General features: G+C 73.7%; 15 protein-coding genes. 8 read left to right on the top strand and 7 right to left on the bottom strand.

What is annotated here, in order from left to right; translation table 11 throughout:
- Positions 1–383: 383 nt before the first annotated feature.
- Complete coding sequence (gene dnaA, locus QOZ88_RS21310) at positions 384–2156, bottom strand: chromosomal replication initiator protein DnaA (RefSeq protein ID WP_306001697.1); 1773 nt, start codon at positions 2154–2156, stop codon at positions 384–386.
- Positions 2157–2842: 686 nt separating this feature from the next.
- Here dnaA and rpmH point away from each other — a divergent pair.
- The 8 genes from rpmH to QOZ88_RS21270 all read left to right on the top strand — a co-directional run bounded on the left by rpmH (position 2843) and on the right by QOZ88_RS21270 (position 8505).
- Positions 2843–2980 carry a 50S ribosomal protein L34 gene (gene rpmH / locus QOZ88_RS21305; protein ID WP_091930872.1) on the top strand — a complete coding sequence of 46 codons (138 nt, stop codon included), beginning with the start codon at positions 2843–2845 and terminating at the stop codon, positions 2978–2980.
- A 1-nt stretch (position 2981) separates the two neighbouring features.
- Positions 2982–3362, top strand: a complete 381-nt coding sequence (gene rnpA, locus QOZ88_RS21300) for a ribonuclease P protein component (protein WP_306001696.1) — start codon at positions 2982–2984, stop codon at positions 3360–3362.
- A complete protein-coding gene (yidD, locus tag QOZ88_RS21295) occupies positions 3359–3745 on the top strand; it encodes a membrane protein insertion efficiency factor YidD (RefSeq protein ID WP_306001695.1) in 387 nt (128 codons plus the stop codon). Before rnpA ends, yidD begins: the two co-directional genes overlap by 4 nt.
- Positions 3738–4898: a membrane protein insertase YidC gene (gene yidC / locus QOZ88_RS21290; RefSeq protein ID WP_306001694.1), complete on the top strand. Its 1161-nt coding sequence runs from the start codon at positions 3738–3740 to the stop codon at positions 4896–4898. Before yidD ends, yidC begins: the two co-directional genes overlap by 8 nt.
- An 88-nt stretch (positions 4899–4986) precedes the next feature.
- A complete protein-coding gene (locus QOZ88_RS21285; RefSeq protein ID WP_319946903.1) occupies positions 4987–5580 on the top strand; it encodes a Jag family protein in 594 nt (197 codons plus the stop codon).
- Positions 5577–6263 carry a 16S rRNA (guanine(527)-N(7))-methyltransferase RsmG gene (gene rsmG / locus QOZ88_RS21280; RefSeq protein ID WP_306001693.1) on the top strand — a complete coding sequence of 229 codons (687 nt, stop codon included), beginning with the start codon at positions 5577–5579 and terminating at the stop codon, positions 6261–6263. Before QOZ88_RS21285 ends, rsmG begins: the two co-directional genes overlap by 4 nt.
- Before the next feature lie 96 nt (positions 6264–6359).
- Positions 6360–7415: a ParA family protein gene (locus tag QOZ88_RS21275; RefSeq protein ID WP_091930867.1), complete on the top strand. Its 1056-nt coding sequence runs from the start codon at positions 6360–6362 to the stop codon at positions 7413–7415.
- 25 nt (positions 7416–7440) lie between these two features.
- A complete protein-coding gene (locus tag QOZ88_RS21270) occupies positions 7441–8505 on the top strand; it encodes a ParB/RepB/Spo0J family partition protein (RefSeq protein ID WP_306001692.1) in 1065 nt (354 codons plus the stop codon).
- 192 nt (positions 8506–8697) lie between these two features.
- On the opposite strand, the gene QOZ88_RS21265 is transcribed toward QOZ88_RS21270, so the two are convergent.
- From QOZ88_RS21265 to QOZ88_RS21240, 6 genes are all read right to left on the bottom strand, one after another.
- Positions 8698–9705, bottom strand: a complete 1008-nt coding sequence (locus tag QOZ88_RS21265) for a D-alanine--D-alanine ligase family protein (RefSeq protein WP_306001691.1) — start codon at positions 9703–9705, stop codon at positions 8698–8700.
- Positions 9702–11120: an aminotransferase-like domain-containing protein gene (locus QOZ88_RS21260; protein ID WP_306001690.1), complete on the bottom strand. Its 1419-nt coding sequence runs from the start codon at positions 11118–11120 to the stop codon at positions 9702–9704. Before QOZ88_RS21260 ends, QOZ88_RS21265 begins: the two co-directional genes overlap by 4 nt.
- Positions 11121–11219: 99 nt before the next feature.
- Positions 11220–12371, bottom strand: a complete 1152-nt coding sequence (locus QOZ88_RS21255) for an N-acetylmuramoyl-L-alanine amidase (RefSeq protein WP_306001689.1) — start codon at positions 12369–12371, stop codon at positions 11220–11222.
- A 165-nt stretch (positions 12372–12536) separates the two neighbouring features.
- Complete coding sequence (gene trxA, locus QOZ88_RS21250; protein ID WP_091930864.1) at positions 12537–12863, bottom strand: thioredoxin; 327 nt, start codon at positions 12861–12863, stop codon at positions 12537–12539.
- 112 nt (positions 12864–12975) lie between these two features.
- Positions 12976–13989, bottom strand: coding sequence for a thioredoxin-disulfide reductase (gene trxB, locus QOZ88_RS21245; RefSeq protein WP_454971321.1), 1014 nt, complete (start codon positions 13987–13989; stop codon positions 12976–12978).
- Between the two features lie 171 nt (positions 13990–14160).
- Positions 14161–15828, bottom strand: coding sequence for a hypothetical protein (locus QOZ88_RS21240; RefSeq protein ID WP_306001688.1), 1668 nt, complete (start codon positions 15826–15828; stop codon positions 14161–14163).
- Positions 15829–15876: the final 48 nt, after the last annotated feature.

Below are 15876 nucleotides of genomic sequence, written 5' to 3'. Positions count from 1 at the left end.
AGTCGACGCCGGTCGCCGTCCCCACGCCGGTCATCGTGCGCAGAACCAGCGATTCCTCCGTCCCCAGGGATCCACACAGGTGTGGACAACGACTTGTCGACCGCGTCGGGACGGTGGCCGGCAGGCGTCCGGACGGTGACCGTCGCGGGTGCGCACCGTCACCGCGGGCAGCCGTGGACGGGGCGCTGCGAGGGGTGGGCGACGGGCCACCGCAGCCGCCGCACGCACCGGTCCCGGCAGTGGTGATCAGGTGAGCTGATCGTTCCGGGTCCTGGCTCACGACCGGTGGTGAGCCAGGACCCGGAGAGGTGAGCCACGACGGCGGATGCGCTCGACCAGGGCCCGCGCCGAGCGTGCGAAGGGTGGGGAGGAAGGGGGTCCTCTTATTGCCGGGCGCGGCTCTTGATGCGGGCGGTGAGCTCGGTGACCTGCGTGTACGTCGCCCGCCGCTCGCTCATCAGGTTGGTGATCTTCTTGACCGCGTGCATGACCGTGGTGTGGTCCTTGCCGCCGAACGAGGCCCCGATGCGCGGCAGCGACAGCTCGGTCAGCTCACGGCAGAGGTACATCGCAATCTGCCGGGCGTTGACCAGCGTGCGGCTGCGGTTGGTGCCCTGCAGCTCCTCCATCGTCACGGAGAAGTACTCGGCGGTGGCGGCCATGATGATCGCCGCGGTGATCTGCGGCCCCTGCTCGTCGCTGATCAGGTCCTTGAGCACGAGCTCGGCCAGGGGCAGGTCGACCTGCTGCTTGTTGAGCGACGCAAACGCGGTCACCCGGATGAGCGCGCCCTCGAGCTCGCGAATGTTGGTCTGCACCTTCGAGGCGATGAACTCGAGCACCTGGTCGGGCACCTGCAGCCGCTCGCCCCACGCCTTCTTGCGCAGGATCGCGATGCGGGTCTCCAGGTCGGGTGCCTGGACGTCGGTGATCAGCCCCCACTCGAAGCGGGTGCGCAGCCGGTCCTCGAGCGTCGTCAGCTTCTTCGGCGGCCGGTCGGAGGTGATCACGATCTGCTTGCTGGCGTTGTGCAGCGTGTTGAAGGTGTGGAAGAACTCCTCCTGCGTCCGCTCGGCGCGCTCCAGGAACTGGATGTCGTCGATGAGCAGGAAGTCGATGTCGCGGTACCGGCGGCGGAAGTCCTCGGCCCGGCCGGAGTGCACCAGGTTGATGAACTCGTTGGTGAACTCCTCGGTGCTCACGTAGCGCACCTTGACGTTGGGGAACATCCGCGCGGCGTAGTGCCCGATCGCGTGCAGGAGGTGGGTCTTCCCCAGCCCGGACTCGCCGTAGATGAACAGCGGGTTGTAGGCCCGCGCCGGCGCCTCGGCGACCGCGACCGCCGCGGCGTGGGCGAACCGGTTGCTGTTGCCGATGACGAAACTGTCGAAGACGTACTTGGGGTTGAGCCCCGGGTCCAGGCCGGCGGGGCGGCCCGCCTCCGGCCGGCGGCTGCGCGTCCCGGCCGCGGGTCCGGCGCCGGAACGGCGTTGCTCCCCCGCCGACCCGTCGACGTCGAACGGGAGCACGTCGGCGCTCGGTGCCGTCCCGACACCACCCCAGTCCTGGCTCCCGGCCGGCGCCGACGCGTTGCTGCCCCACGTGGTGGTGCTCCAGTCCTCCGGCGCCCCGCGGTCGGCCGGGGGGCGCGGCGGGCCGTCGGCGGGGTGGAGCTCGCGGACCTCGGGGAAGTCGTGGCCGGCCGGTCGCTCGGCCGCCGCGGGCCGGTCCCAGGGTGCGGGGGTGCCCACGACGTCGGTGCGGACGCCGAACGCGCTGCGCCCGTCGTCGGTGCGGTCCCGGGTGGCCTGGTCCTCCTCGGCCCGCTGCGCCTCGACCGCCGACCAGGGCCGGCGGGTCGGCTCGTCGTCCCGGGGGTCGGGCGGCGGCGCCGCCGGCGCGTCCTCGAGCTGGACGGCGACGCGGATGTCGCGGCCGAACTGCTCGGACAGCGCCTCGGCGAGCACCCGGCGCATGCGCGACTCGAGCACCGTCTGGGTGAACTCGTTCGGCGCCGCCAGCACGGCGGTGTCCTCGACCAGGCCCAGCGGCCGGGTCAGGTTGAGCATCGCGTTCTGCTGCGGGGAGAGGCTGGTCGCCAGTCGCTCCCGGATCTGGTCCCAGACCGTCGCCAGGTCCAGCGTGGCATCGGCCATGCCGTCTCGTCCTCCCAGTGCTGTCGACCCCGCGGCCGCTCCCGGTGCGTCCTGCACGGTCGCGCCGCGCCCTCCGCGGGCCGTCCACCGGTGGATGCCCCGGTTGTGGACACACGAACGCGTGCGGTCCACATCGGTTTCCACAGGCTGTGCACGGCCGGCAGAGGTGCTGCGCCGGCTCCGCACGGGACGCTGGCCGGTGCAGCATCTTCGCTGGTCACGGCCTTGTTCGGGCGGCTGGAGGAGTGGCTCGGCGGTCGGTCGACCGACGGGGTCGGCCCGCGCGCCGTGACCCTGACGTCCGACGCGGAGCGACGGCGACGCTAACAGCCCCGTCCACAGCCCGGCAACGCCGCCGCGGTCCGCACCGGGTGGCGCAGGGGTCGCTCCGCGCGTCGGAGGACGTCGTGCCCGCCCGGCGTGCCGCCGTGGTCCGCCCGTCGTGGTGGGCGCACCATGGGCGGTCGGTCACCGGCACCCGTTCGTCCTCGGTTATGCTGGCCGGAGTCTGCGGACGGGTGTGCCCGTCCTCCCGCTGCGCCAGTCCGCGCGGTCGGGCCCGGGTCCGTCGGTCCGCAGTGCCAGCTTCCGGGGTCCCGGGGACGGTCGTCGTGCCGTTCCGGTACCCCGCGCGCTCCCGTCCACCGACGGGGCGCACCGCCGATGCCGTGTAGTGGGAGTACCTCGTGAGCAAGCGCACCTTCCAGCCGAACAACCGCCGCCGGTCCAAGACCCACGGCTTCCGGCTGCGGATGCGGACCCGCGCGGGCCGGGCGATCCTCGCCACCCGTCGGCGCAAGGGCCGCGAGAAGCTCTCCGCCTGACGTGCTGCCTGCGCAGGCACGCCTGCGCCGGCGCCCGGAGTTCACCGCGGTGGTCCGATCCGGCCGGCGCGCCGGGCGGCCGACCATGGTGCTGCACTACCTCCCCGAACGGCCCGAGCAGCCGGCCGGCGACGCATCGTCGCCGGTGGCTGCGCGGGCCGGTTTCGTGGTGGGCAAGAGCGTGGGCAACTCGGTGGTCCGCCACCGGGTGACCCGCCGGCTGCGTGCCGTGGTCCGCACCGAGCTCGACCGGCTCCCGGCGAGCGCGGACCTCGTCGTCCGCGCCCGTCCCGAGGCCGCCGCGGCCGACTCGGCCGCGCTGCACCGCGACCTGGCCGCCGGCCTGGACCGGCTGCTCGGCGACCGGGGGGCGCGGCGGTGAACGCCCCGAACGGGTCGGCCCCGCGCCGCTCCGCCGCCGCGCGGCTGCTGCTGTGCGCCGTCGGCTTCTACTCCCGGGCGATCAGCCCGGCGTTCCCCCCGCGGTGCCGGTTCCACCCGACCTGCAGCGCCTACGCGGCCGAGGCGGTCGGCCGGCACGGCGCGGCCCGCGGCAGCCGGTTGGCGCTGGTTCGGCTGGCCAAGTGCGCGCCGTGGCACCCGGGCGGTGTGGACCCCGTCCCGCCGGCCCGTGGAACCGGGACGGGCGCCCGCTCGTCCAGCTCAGCGGCACGTCCTCAGGTCGCGCCGTCCGATGACCCCGGCCGCGAGGCCACCCCGCCGGCCGCGTGCCGGACCCCGCAGGAGGAGTCCTCCGTTGCTTGACTGGCTGTACACCGCCATCTCCTGGGTCATGGCCCGGTGGCACTCGCTGTGGAACCTCGTCTTCGGTGACCCCGCGCCCGAGACGGCCCTCGGTGGGCTGAGCTGGGTCCTGGCGATCGTCTTCCTGGTCGTGACGATCCGGCTGATCCTCTTCCCGCTGTTCGTCAAGCAGGTCAAGTCGCAGCGGGCGATGCAGGAGCTCCAGCCGGAGATCGCCAAGCTCCGCAAGCAGTACGGCAGCGACCGCCAGGGGATGGCCGTGGCGATGCAGCAGCTCCAGAAGGAGCGCGGCGTCAACCCGCTGGCCGGCTGCCTGCCGATCCTGCCGCAGATCCCGGTCTTCCTGTCGCTGTTCCACGTCCTGCGGCGCCTGGCTCCCGAGAAGCAGGGGCTGTACTCGTGGACGGACCAGCTCACCGACGAGGCCGCACGGGCGCAGCTGTTCGGGGCACCGATCTCCGCGTCGTTCAACATGAGCGGCGCCAAGGAGCAGGCGATCCTCGGGATCGCCGGCGTCAACTACACGAACATCCGCATCGTCGCGTTCGCGCTGATCATCGTCATGTGCTTCACGACGTACTTCACGCAGAAGCAGATCATGTCGCGCTCGGGCCCGGTCGAGGGCCAGGCCGCCATGGTGCAGAAGCTGATGCTCTACGGCGTCCCGATCAGCCTCTTCGTCTCGGGCTTCATCTTCCCGATCGGTGTCCTCATCTACTGGATGACGAACAACCTGTGGACGATGGGCCAGCAGTTCTTCATCCTCCGTAAGATGCCGCCGCCCGGCTCGGACGCCGCCAAGGCGAAGGCCGCCGCGGACAAGCCGGCGGTCGACCCCAGGACGCTGGCCCCGAAGCCCGGCGCCAAGCCGGTGCGGCCCAAGCAGGGGCGCCCGTCGGGCACCACCGTCGCCCCGGCCAGCACCGTGGACGGCGACGGTTCCACGACGGACGGTTCCTCGACGGACGGCTCCACGGCGGACGGTTCCGCGGCGGACGGTTCCGCGGGGAACGGCTCCACGGCGGGCGGCTCGACGGGCAACGGATCCACCGGGTCCACCGGGTCGCGCAACGCCGGCTCCGGCTCCGGCCGCAGCTCCCGGCCCGGGGCGGGCCAAGGGCCGGCCAACCGCGGGAAGCGGAAGCGTCGCTGACCTCCGCCGTACCGCTCCCCCGCCGGCCCGTCCGGCACACAGACCTCCGGGACGACCCGGCCGCCGCACCGAACTGGGAGGAACACCCGTGAGTGCTCCGCAGCAGCCCGTGACAGACAACCCGCCGGCTTTGCCCGACGCGGACGCCGCCAGCGACGACGCCGTCGTGGAGCCCGTCGACGTCGAGACTGATGAGGCAGGTGCGGCCAGAGGGACCGGCGACGACCTGCTGGTCCGCGAGGGTGACGTGGCCGGGGACTACCTGGAACGCCTCCTCGACATCCTGGACGTGGACGGCGACATCGACCTCGACGTGGAGGGCGACCGGGCGTCGGTCGCCATCGTCGGGGGCCGGCTGGGCGACCTCATCGGGCCGGACGGCGCGACGCTGGAGGCGCTGCAGGAGCTCACCCGCCTCGCCGTCGCCCAATCGACCGGCGTGCGCAGCCGGCTCATGCTCGACGTCGGCGGGTACCGGGCCAAGCGCCGGGCCGACCTCACCTCCCTGGCCGCGGAGACCGCGCGCCGGGTCTCCGCCAGCGGGCAGCCCGAGCGGCTGAGCCCGATGAACCCGTTCGAGCGCAAGGTCGTGCACGACGTCATCGCCTCGGTCGCGGACGTGCACAGCGAGTCGGAGGGCGAGGAGCCCCGCCGCCGCGTCGTGGTCCTGCCCGACAGGTGAGCGACGGAGGTCCCTCGGCCGGCGCCGCGGGCGTGCCGGAGGTACCCGCCGCGCCGGCGCAGGCAGCCGAGGTCTTCGGCGCCGCCCTGCCCGCGGCGCAGCGGTACGTGGCCCGGCTCGCCTCCGACGGCGTGACCCGCGGTCTCATCGGCCCGCGCGAGGTCCCCCGGCTGTGGGAGCGGCACGTGCTCAACAGCGCCGCGGTGGCCGAGGCGGTGCCCCGGGACGCCCGGGTGGTCGACGTCGGCAGCGGCGCCGGGCTGCCCGGCATCCCCCTCGGCCTGGCACGGCCGGACATCGCGCTCACGCTCGTCGAGCCGATGGCCCGGCGGGTGGAGTTCCTCGAGGAGGCGGTCGCCGACCTGGCCGAGCCGCCGTCGACGTGGCGGGTGGTGCGGGGTCGGGCCGAGGACCGGTCGGTGGTCGCCGCCGTCGGAGGCGTCGACGTCGTCACCGCCCGGGCGGTGGCACCCCTCCCCCGGCTCGTCGGCTGGTGCCGTGGGCTCCTGCGGCCGGGAGCCCAACTGGTGGCCCTCGTCGGGTCGCGGGCGCTGGCCGAGCTGCCGGCGCTCCGCCCGGAACTGCACGCCGCCGGGATGCGTGACATCGAGGCGCGTGCCGTCGGTGCATCTCTGGGAGACGCTGCCACTACCGTGGTGGTCATGACGCGGGGAGACCGGTGACAGTGCCGGGACGTCGATCCGCGTTCTGTTCCACGTGGAACAGGCGCCGCTACCCGATCCGTTCCACGTGAAACGCCGGCAGAGGAAGGACCAGCGATGACCGACCCGGGCGAGCGGCTGCGCAGCAGTCTCGCCGCTGACCAGTCGTCGACGGCGTCGTCCTCGGGTGGGCTCGCGGACTTCGACAGCCCCATCGCCATGGAGGCCCTGCGCGCGACACGCGTGCTGCACGCCGCCGAGCAGGAGCCCTTCCCTGCTCCCGGGCGCATCCGGGTCATCACCATCGCGAACCAGAAGGGCGGGGTCGGGAAGACCACGTCCACCGTGAATCTCGGGGTGGCCCTCGCCCTGTACGGCCTGCGCACCCTCGTCATCGACCTCGACCCCCAGGGCAACGCGAGCACCGCCCTCGGCGTCGAGCACACCGTGGGCACGCCCTCGATCTACGACGCGCTCGTCGGTGACAGCACGCTCTCCGAGGTGGTGCACCCGACGACGGCCAGCCCCAACCTGCTCTGCGTGCCGGCGACCATCGACCTGGCCGGCGCCGAGATCGAGCTGGTCTCCGTCGTCGCCCGCGAGCACCGGCTGCGGCGGGCGATCGAGGCCTACGTCGCGGCGCTGCCGCGGGAGCGCCGGCCGCACTACGTGCTCATCGACTGCCCGCCCTCGCTGGGACTGCTGACGCTCAACGCGCTGGTGGCCGGCGACGAGGTGCTGATCCCGATCCAGTGCGAGTACTACGCGCTGGAGGGGCTGGGGCAGCTGCTCAACAACATCGACCTGGTCCGCCAGCACCTCAACCCGGGGATCGCCGTGCGGACGATCCTGCTCACCATGTACGACGGGCGCACCAAGCTCGCCGACCAGGTCGCCGACGAGGTGCGCAACCACTTCGGCGAGCTCGTCCTCCAGGCGGTCATCCCCCGCAACGTCCGGGTCTCCGAGGCTCCGGGCTACGGGCAGTCGGTCCTGACCTACGACCCGGGTTCGCGCGGCTCGACCAGCTACGTCGAGGCCGCCCGGGAGCTGGCGCAGCGCGGGGTCGCGCTGGAACCGCTCGACGTGGCGGCGGGCAGCAACGGGGCCACCCCGGTCGGCGCGCTCGCCTTCGGGGAGACGTCGGTGCCGTTCCGCCAGGACTCCCAGTGACCACCCCTGCCAGCGAGGAGCAGCAATGACGAAGCGAGGCGGCCTGGGACGCGGGCTGGCGGCGCTCATCCCGACGGGTCCGGCACCCACGCCGTCCCCGGTCGCCCCGGCTGCGCCAGCGCCGAGCCGGGAGCGGGACGAGCAGACCGGAGAGCAGCCACCGGCGACGCCCGCCGCCGGCGAGCGTGCCGAGGCGGCGCCGACATCCGCCCCGGTCAGCCTGGTGCCCTTCCCCGCGCCGTCGCCGGCCGCGGAGGCGGACACGGTGGGTGTGCCGGGGGCGCAGCTCCGCGAGGTCTCGGTCGAGGACGTCGTGCCGAACCCGAAGCAGCCCCGGCAGGTCTTCGACGACGAGGCCCTGGACGAGCTGACGCACAGCATCAAGGAGTTCGGGCTCCTCCAGCCGATCGTCGTCCGGGAGTCCGAGGGCGGGCGCTACGAGCTCATCATGGGCGAGCGGCGCCTGCGTGCGGCGCGGGCCGCCGGGCTCGGCACCGTGCCCGCGATCGTGCGCGACACGACCGACGACGCGATGCTCCGAGACGCCCTGCTGGAGAACATCCACCGGGTCCAGCTGAACCCGCTGGAGGAGGCCGCCGCCTACCAGCAGCTGCTCGAGGAGTTCGGGGCCACGCACGAGGAGCTCGCCCAGCGGATCGGGCGCAGCCGCTCCCAGGTCACCAACACCATCCGGCTGATGAAGCTGCCGGTGAAGGTGCAGACCCGCGTCGCCGCCGGCGTCATCTCCGCGGGGCACGCTCGCGCGCTGCTCGGCCTGCAGGACCCGGTGGCCCAGGACACGCTGGCCACCCGCATCGTCGCCGAGGGACTGTCGGTGCGGGCCACCGAGGAGGCCGTCGCCCTGGCGGTCGCCGAGGAGCCGGCGGCGAAGCGGCGCACCCGGCGGATCTCCGCGCCCGGCGTCGAGGAGCTCGGCTCCCGGCTGTCGGACATGTTCGAGACCAAGGTGAAGATCCAGATCGGCCGGTCGAAGGGGAAGATCGTCGTCGAGTTCGGCTCGGTGGACGATCTGCAGCGCATCATCGGCGTCATGGCCCCGGACATCACCGGACGCCGTCCGGACGCCTGATCCGACACCGAGCAACTACAGAGGCGGGCGTGCGGGAATGAGGGAACGGCGGGGAGGTGTTCGGGGCCCCCTGAGGGCGCCCGCATGATCCCAACCCCCGAAAATACCGCGCCCGCCTTCCGTCACTGACGGAAGGCGGCCTCTGTGTGCGGGCCACGATCAGGTCGCTGCCCGGCGTGCGGGGGGTCTGCGTCAGCGGCGGCTCTCGGCCCGGCGGGCGAGCAGCCGGCCGAGCACCGTGCCGAGGTCGTACCCGGCCGCTTCCACCGCCATGGGGAACATCGAGGTCTCGGTGAGGCCCGGCGAGACGTTCACCTCGAGGAAGTGGACCTCGCCGGCGGGGGTGATGATCGCATCGGTGCGCGAGAGGTCGGCCAACCCCAGCACCTCGTGCACCCGGACGGCGACGTCGGCGGCGCGGGCGGCGACGTCGTCGGGGATGCGGGCGGGTGCGTGGTACTCGGTGAGCCCCGGCGAGTAGCGGGAGCTGTAGTCGAAGACGCCGGACTCCGGCTCGATCTCGACGGCCGGCAGCGCGACCGGCCCCTCGCCGAGGTCGACGACGGCGAGGGCGACCTCGACCCCCTCGACGTAGCGCTCCACCATCACGGTGTCGCCGTAGGCGAAGCAGCTCACCATCGCGGCCGGGAGGTCCTCGACCCGGCTGATCTTCTGGACGCCGAGCGCCGATCCGCCCGAGGCCGGCTTGACCATCAGCGGCAGACCCAGGCGGGCGACCATCAGGTCCAGCACCGCACCGGCACCCAGTTCGCGGAACGTGCTGTGCGGGAGGGCGACCCAGTCCGGCGTCGTCAGGCCCGCGGTGCGGACGACGGACTTGGCGGCCGGCTTGTCCCAGGCCAGCCGGCACGCCGCCGCCGGCGAGCCGACGTAGGGCACGCCGGCCAGGTCGAGGACCGCACGCAGCGCGCCGTCCTCACCGGTGGCGCCGTGCAGGGCGATGAACACCGCGTCGGCCGGCGCCGCGGCGAGGCCGGGCAGCAGTTCGGCGTCGGCGTCGCGCAGTTCGGCGTCCAGGCCCGCGCGGGTGAGCTCCTCGACCACCTGGGTGCCCGAGGACAGGCTGACCTCCCGCTCGAAGGTCAGCCCGCCGGCGAGGACGACGGCGCGCAGCGGGTGCTGCTCCTGCGCTGCGGCGGGCTCTGCGGTGGGCTCTGCGGTGGGCGCGGTCTCGCTCATCGGCCGTCCTCGTACGTGTCGCTGTTCGCCGGACCGACCATCGACTCGGCGTCGTGGCCGGAGCCCGGGCGGATCGCCCGGAAGGTGCCGGTGTCGACCTTGTCGAAGGTGGAGTGCAGATCCAGTTCCGCCTCCACGACGCGGGAGAGCCGGCGCACGCCTTCCCGGATCTGGTCGGGTTCGGGGTAGCAGTACGACAGGCGCATGTACTCCTGGCCGCTGCCGTCGGCGTAGAAGCCGATGCCCGGGACGTAGGCGACGTGCGCGCCCACGGCGCGCGGCTGCATCAGCTTGGCGTCCAGCCCGGCGGGCAGCTTCAGCCACACGTAGAAGCCGCCGTCGGGGCGGGTCCAGGTGGTGCCCGCGGGCATCAGGGCCGCCAGGGACTCCAGCGTGGCGTCGCGGCGCTCCCGGTACAGCTCGGTGAACAGCTTGATCTGCTCGCGCCAGGGCTGGGTGTCCAGGTACCGGGCGACGGCGTACTGGGTCAGCGACGGCGGGCACAGCACCTGCGCCTCGGTGGCCAGGACGAGCTTCTCGCGAACCGCCAGCGGGGCGAGCACCCACCCCACGCGCAGGCCCGGGGAGAAGGTCTTGGAGAACGAGCCCAGGTAGATGACCCGCTGGGAGTCGCGGGCACGCAGGGCGCGCATCGGCTCGCGGTCGAAGCCGAGCAGGCCGTAGGGGTTGTCCTCGATGATGAGCAGGTCCCAGCGCTCGGCGATCGCCATGATCGCCTCGCGGCGGGGCTCGGACAGGGTGACGCCGGCCGGGTTGTGGAAGTTGGGCACGGTGTAGAGGAACTTCACGCGGTCACCGGCGGCCCGGCAGGCGACGAGCGCCTCCTCCAGGGCCTCGGGGATCAGCCCGTCGTCGTCCATGGCGACATGCCGGACCCGTGCCTCGGCGGACTGGAAGACGCCGAGCGCACCGACGTAGGACGGCGCCTCGGCCAGGATCACGTCACCGGGGTCGACGAAGACGCGGGTGACCAGGTCCAGGCCCTGCTGCGAGCCGACCGTCACCACGACCTCGCTCGGCGAGGCGTCGGTGATGCCCTCCAGCGCCATGACGTCGCAGATCCGTTCGCGGAGCCGCGGGTCGCCCTGGCCGGAGCCGTACTGCAGCGTCTGCGCGCCCATGCCGGAGACCAGGTCGCCGATCATCGAGCCGACGGCGTCCAGCGGGAGGGCGGTCACGGCGGGCATGCCACCGGCCAGCGAGACGACCTCGGGCCGGCTGACGACGGAGAACAGCGCGCGGATCTCCGAGGTCTTCATCCCGTGGGTGCGTGCTGCGTAGCGGTCGGCCAGCGGGTCGAGCCGCGGATGCCGCGGCGCGGGGTGGGGGTGCGCACCCTGGTGCGCCCCCTGCTGTCCGGAACCGGCGGGCGAGCCGGGCGGGGTGGTGGCCACCCCAGGAGTGTAGGCGCGGGTGGGTCGTCGTCCGGTGGGACCACCGGTGCCAGGTGGACCGTTCGGACGCGGCCGGTCGCCGGGGGCGTCCGCGGCCCGCTACGCCTTCTCGGGCAGCACGAAGGTGCCGGTCGCCGGGTCGGCCTCGGCCGGCAGGTAGAGCCGCTGCACGGCGGCCAGGACACCGTGCGCGATGGCGCTGCGGACCCGGGCGTCCAGCAGCAGCAGCCGGTCCACCGGGTGGGAGAGGTAGCCGCAGTCCAGCCGGACGGCCGGCATCCGGCTCATGCGCAGCAGCTCCCACGTCTTGGGGTGCGAGCCGAGGTCCAGCAGCCCGGTGCGGGCGACGATCTCGCGGCGCACCAGGTTCGCGAACTGCTCCCCCACCGTGGAGGAGGCGCCGGAGCCGGTGCCGTAGTAGTAGCTGGCGACCCCCCGGGCGTGCTCGGAGCCGTGGGCGTCCATGTGCAGGGAGAGGAAGAGGTCGCCCCGGGCGTCGTTGGCGAAGGCGGTGCGCTCGGCGAGCGCCGGCCCCTGCCCGCGGCCCCGGGTGAGGTACACGGTGGCGCCTGCGGCCGCCAGCCGCCCCTCGATGCGGGAGGCCAGGTCGAACACCAGGTCCGCCTCGGTGGTCTCGCCCACCGTGAAGCCGGTGTCCGGGCCGCCGTGGCCGGCGTCGACGACGATGCGCCGCCCGATCAGGTGGGGGCCGCTCTCGACGAACGACGCGCTCTGCCGGAGGAGCTGGGGCCGGCCGCCGGTGACCTTGCGGCCCAGCTGGCGCAGCGCCCGCAGCGTCGCCGGGCCGCAGGTGCCGTCGGAGGTCAGCCCGTAGTCGCGCTGGAACGCCCGCAGCCCGAGCTCCGTCTCCGGGCCGAGGATGCCGTCGGCCCGCCCGGCGTCGTAGCCGAGCTCGAGGAGGCGCTCCTGGAGGCTGGTGACGTCGTCACCGCGCATCGGCCGTTCGGGGTCGTAGCGGAGCAGCCGGTCCCCCAGGGACCAGCGGGCCTCGCTGAGCGCCCGGTAGGTCTCCTCCCCCACCCGGCCGTCGACGGAGAGACCGCGGACCTGCTGGAAGTGGCGGACGGCGAGCTCGGTGCCGGCGTCGTACTCCGCCGACTCCAGTGCCGGGTCGGGACCGTCGGGGAATGCGGGGAGGAGGCCGAGGCTGCGGAGGGCGGCGTGCACGTCGGCCACGGCCGGCCCGCGGTCCCCCCGCGCCAAGGGCTGCATGCGGCTGTCGGTTCCCATCGTGCCGCCGATTGTCGTCCCTCCCGTCGTCGTCGGCGCGCCCGGGGCGAGCATCGCGACCCCCGGGAACGGCGAAGGCCCACCCGTCCGGTGGAGGGGTGGGCCTTCGCCGCACGGAGCGTGACCGCGCCGCGCTGGGCGGCGGCGTGGCTCAGGTGCCGTGACTCAGAGGTAGTCGGCCAGGTCGTTCAGGATGGCGCCCTTGGGCTTGGCGCCGATGATGCTCTTCACCGGCTTGCCACCCTGGAAGACCGTCATGGTGGGGATCGACATGACCTGGTAGTCGCGGGCAATCTGGGGGTTCTCGTCGATGTTCAGCTTGGCGATGGTGAGCTTGTCGCCGTGCTCGGCGGCGATCTCCTCCAGCACCGGGGCGACCATCTTGCACGGCCCACACCACTCCGCCCAGAAGTCGACGAGCACGGGCTTGTCGCTGCCCAGCACGTCGGTGGCGAAGCTGGAATCGGTGACGGTCACGGTGTTGCCTGCCATGGTCGTTCTCCCTCTCGGTCGACTGGCTCGTTGCTGGCGCTGACGAGGTTGCCTGCCGGGACAACCGGTCGCGGGAACCGGTTATGCCCGGGTGGGCGAGCCCGATCCGGGCTCAGCGCTCGTCGAAGGTCTCGGCGAGCCACCGCTCGGCGTCGATCGCGGCGGCGGCACCCGTGCCGGCCGACGTGATCGCCTGGCGGTAGATGTGGTCGACGACGTCGCCGCAGGCGAAGACCCCGTCGATCGTGGTCCGGGTGGTCGGGTGGTCGACCTGGATGTAGCCCTCGTCGTCCAGCTTCAGCTGGCCGGCGAACAGCTCGCTGCGCGGGTCGTGGCCGATGGCGACGAACATTCCGCTCACGGGCACGGTCTCGGTGGCCCCGGTGGTGGTGTCGGTCAGCTCGACGGCGGAGACGGTGGTGTCGCCGAGGACGTCGGTGACCTGCTTGCCGAGGGCCCAGCGGATCTTCTCGTTGTCCTGCGCCCGCTTCTGCATGATCTTCGAGGCGCGCAGCTCCTCGCGGCGGTGCACGACGGTGACGCTCTTGGCGAAGCGGGTGAGGAAGGTGGCCTCCTCCATCGCCGAGTCGCCGCCGCCGACGACGACGATGTCCTGGTCGCGGAAGAAGAACCCGTCGCAGGTGGCGCAGGCGGAGACCCCGCGGCCGAGCAGCCGCTGCTCGTTGTCCAGGCCCAGGTAGCGGTACTTGGAGCCGGTGGCCACGATGACCGCGTGCGCTCGGTGGACCTGGTCGCCGACCTTGACGATCTTCGGCTCGGCCGTCAGGTCGACCTCGGTCACGTCCGACGGCACCAGCTCGGCGCCGAAGCGCTCGGCCTGGGTGCGCATGTCGTCCATGAGCTGGGGACCCTGGATGCCCTCGGGGAAGCCGGGGAAGTTCTCGACCTCGGTGGTCGTCATCAGCGCGCCGCCGAACTGCGATCCCTCGAACACCAGCGGGTGCAGGTTGGCCCGGGCGGCGTAGACCGCCGCGGTGTACCCGGCGGGCCCCGAGCCGATGATGACGAGGTCGCGGACGCCGTCGTGCTCCGCGGGCGGGATCGCCGGCTTGGTCACCTCGCCGGTGGTCACGGCGGGGCCGGGGGTCGGCTGGTCTGCAGTCACGGGCGGCACAACCACGATCGTAAGGGCGGCATTCCCCGCGCTCCCGTCCAGCGGTCCGCCGACCGCGCCGCACGCCCCGAGGAAGACCAGCGTGCCGCGAGGTCGAGCGGGCGCGGGCCGGGGGGACGGCGAGGTCCACGGCCCGCCGGGCGAGGGGGAAGGGGTCCTCCCTCAGCCGGCGGTGCTGATCTCCACCTCGGCCAGCTCCGCGGAGAAGCCGTCCGGGCTGTCGACCAGGCCGGTGAGCCAGACGAGGACGTAGCGCGCGGTCACGGGGTCGTCGAACGCGAGCTCGGTGCTCGGCTCGAGCGTGCCGTTCGCGGCAACGGTGAAGTCGTCCAGCCCCCCGACGGCGGTCTCGGCGGTGCGGATCTCGACGGTGGTGCCGGGCTGCGCGGTCTGGACGGTGACCCCGGCGAGGTCCTGGGCGGAGCCGAGGTCGTAGACGACGCCGACGCCGGGCTTGAGGTTCCCGAACGCCGGGGAGCCGCGGTAGGTGAGGGTGGACCAGCCGGTGGCGGGGTCGCCGTCGTAGGAGAGCGGGACGTCGCCGTCGTTCTCCGGCTCGCCGTCGCCGAAGGGGTCGAACACCTCGGCACCGGCGATGGCGGCCGCCGGACCGGGCGCGCCCTCCGTCTCCCCGCCCGCACCGCCCTCGGCGACCGGGGCGCTGCTCGCCGGCGGGGTGGAGCCGTCGATGTCCTCGTCCACCGAGTCGGTCACCGACAGGACGCTCGACCCGATCCACCACGCCAGCGCGATCACCACGAGCAGGGCCAGCAGCGGCAGAGCCAGGACGACCAGCCGGTGCTTCCGGGCGTCGTCCTCGTCGTCAGCGTCCAGGTCCGCCGGGTCGGCGTACCGGTCGGCGGCCGTCGAGCCGCCGTGCAGGACGCCGAAGGGCTCCTCGTCCTCGCCGGCGGACGGGGCCGGGGGCAGCGCCGTGCCGGCGGCGACGGTGTCGCGGGACGTGCGGGCGTGCGGTGCCGGTTCCTCGTCGGACCCGGGGCGCACCGGCGGCACCGGGGGGAGCGCGCCGGGCCCGAGCCGCACCGGTGCCGCGCCTTCGGGACGGCGGTCCCGCCCGCGACGGCGCCGTCCTCCGTCGACCTCCTCGCCGCGGTGCGGCGTGGAGGGGTTGGGCCCGGTCCGCGGGCGCTCGGCGAGCAGCGCGGCCATGGCCGCGACGCTGGACAGGCCCTGGCCCGGCTCGGTGGACCGGGCCCGTCGGGCGAGGGCCACGAGGTCGGAGGGCCCGGTGGCCGGCCGGGCGCCGGGCCCGACGCCGGTCAGGCAGGCCTCCAGGAGCTCGCCCAGCGCGGTGATGTCGCCGTGCACGGTGCCGGACGCCGCCGGCACCGCCCGCAGGCCGACCAGCCCGTTGGGCCGGAGGACGACGTTCTCCAGCGTCAGGCCGCCGACGGCCAGGCCCACGCGGTGCGCCTCGGCCACACCCTCGGCGAGCCGGCGGAGGACCAGCCGCACGTCGCGCTCGGGCATGGGGCCCGAGCGCAGCCGCTCGGCCAGGGTCTCGCCGTCGATCCACTCGTTGACGACGTAGGCCGCGCCTCCGGGTGCCTGCGGGTCGCCGCTGCCCTCGGAGGCGTCGTAGACCATCGCCAGCGCCGGGGTGGCCAGCCCGCCCGCGGTGAGCGCGCGGGTGATCCAGGCGTGCGCGGCCGGCCCGGCCGGCACGTGCACCCGGATGGCGACGTCGCGGTTCAGGACCCGGTCCTTCGCCCGCCAGCTCTGGATGACGCCGGTGGGGGTGGTCTCGTCGGGGCCGATCTGGTCGAGGGGGCGGTAGCGGTCGGGCAGTCCGGTGGTGGTGGACGCCATCGACACTGTCGACTCCCTGTGCTGCTCCGGCCGCCGAGGCGGACGCTC

Source organism: Blastococcus carthaginiensis (assembly GCF_030731085.1).
GTDB lineage: Bacteria > Actinomycetota > Actinomycetes > Mycobacteriales > Geodermatophilaceae > Blastococcus > Blastococcus carthaginiensis.
This window is presented reverse-complemented; position numbering and strand designations above follow the sequence as displayed.

Excerpts from the sequence above, each read along its gene's own strand:
- dnaA (WP_306001697.1), bottom strand. The coding sequence starts at position 2,156 with ATGGCCGATGCCACGCTGGACCTGGCGACGGTCTGGGACCAGATCCGG.
- QOZ88_RS21275 (WP_091930867.1), top strand. The coding sequence starts at position 6,360 with ATGACCGACCCGGGCGAGCGGCTGCGCAGCAGTCTCGCCGCTGACCAG.
- QOZ88_RS21270 (WP_306001692.1), top strand. The coding sequence starts at position 7,441 with ATGACGAAGCGAGGCGGCCTGGGACGCGGGCTGGCGGCGCTCATCCCG.
- QOZ88_RS21265 (WP_306001691.1), bottom strand. The coding sequence starts at position 9,705 with ATGAGCGAGACCGCGCCCACCGCAGAGCCCACCGCAGAGCCCGCCGCA.
- QOZ88_RS21255 (WP_306001689.1), bottom strand. The coding sequence starts at position 12,371 with ATGGGAACCGACAGCCGCATGCAGCCCTTGGCGCGGGGGGACCGCGGG.
- trxA (WP_091930864.1), bottom strand. The coding sequence starts at position 12,863 with ATGGCAGGCAACACCGTGACCGTCACCGATTCCAGCTTCGCCACCGAC.
- QOZ88_RS21240 (WP_306001688.1), bottom strand. The coding sequence starts at position 15,828 with ATGGCGTCCACCACCACCGGACTGCCCGACCGCTACCGCCCCCTCGAC.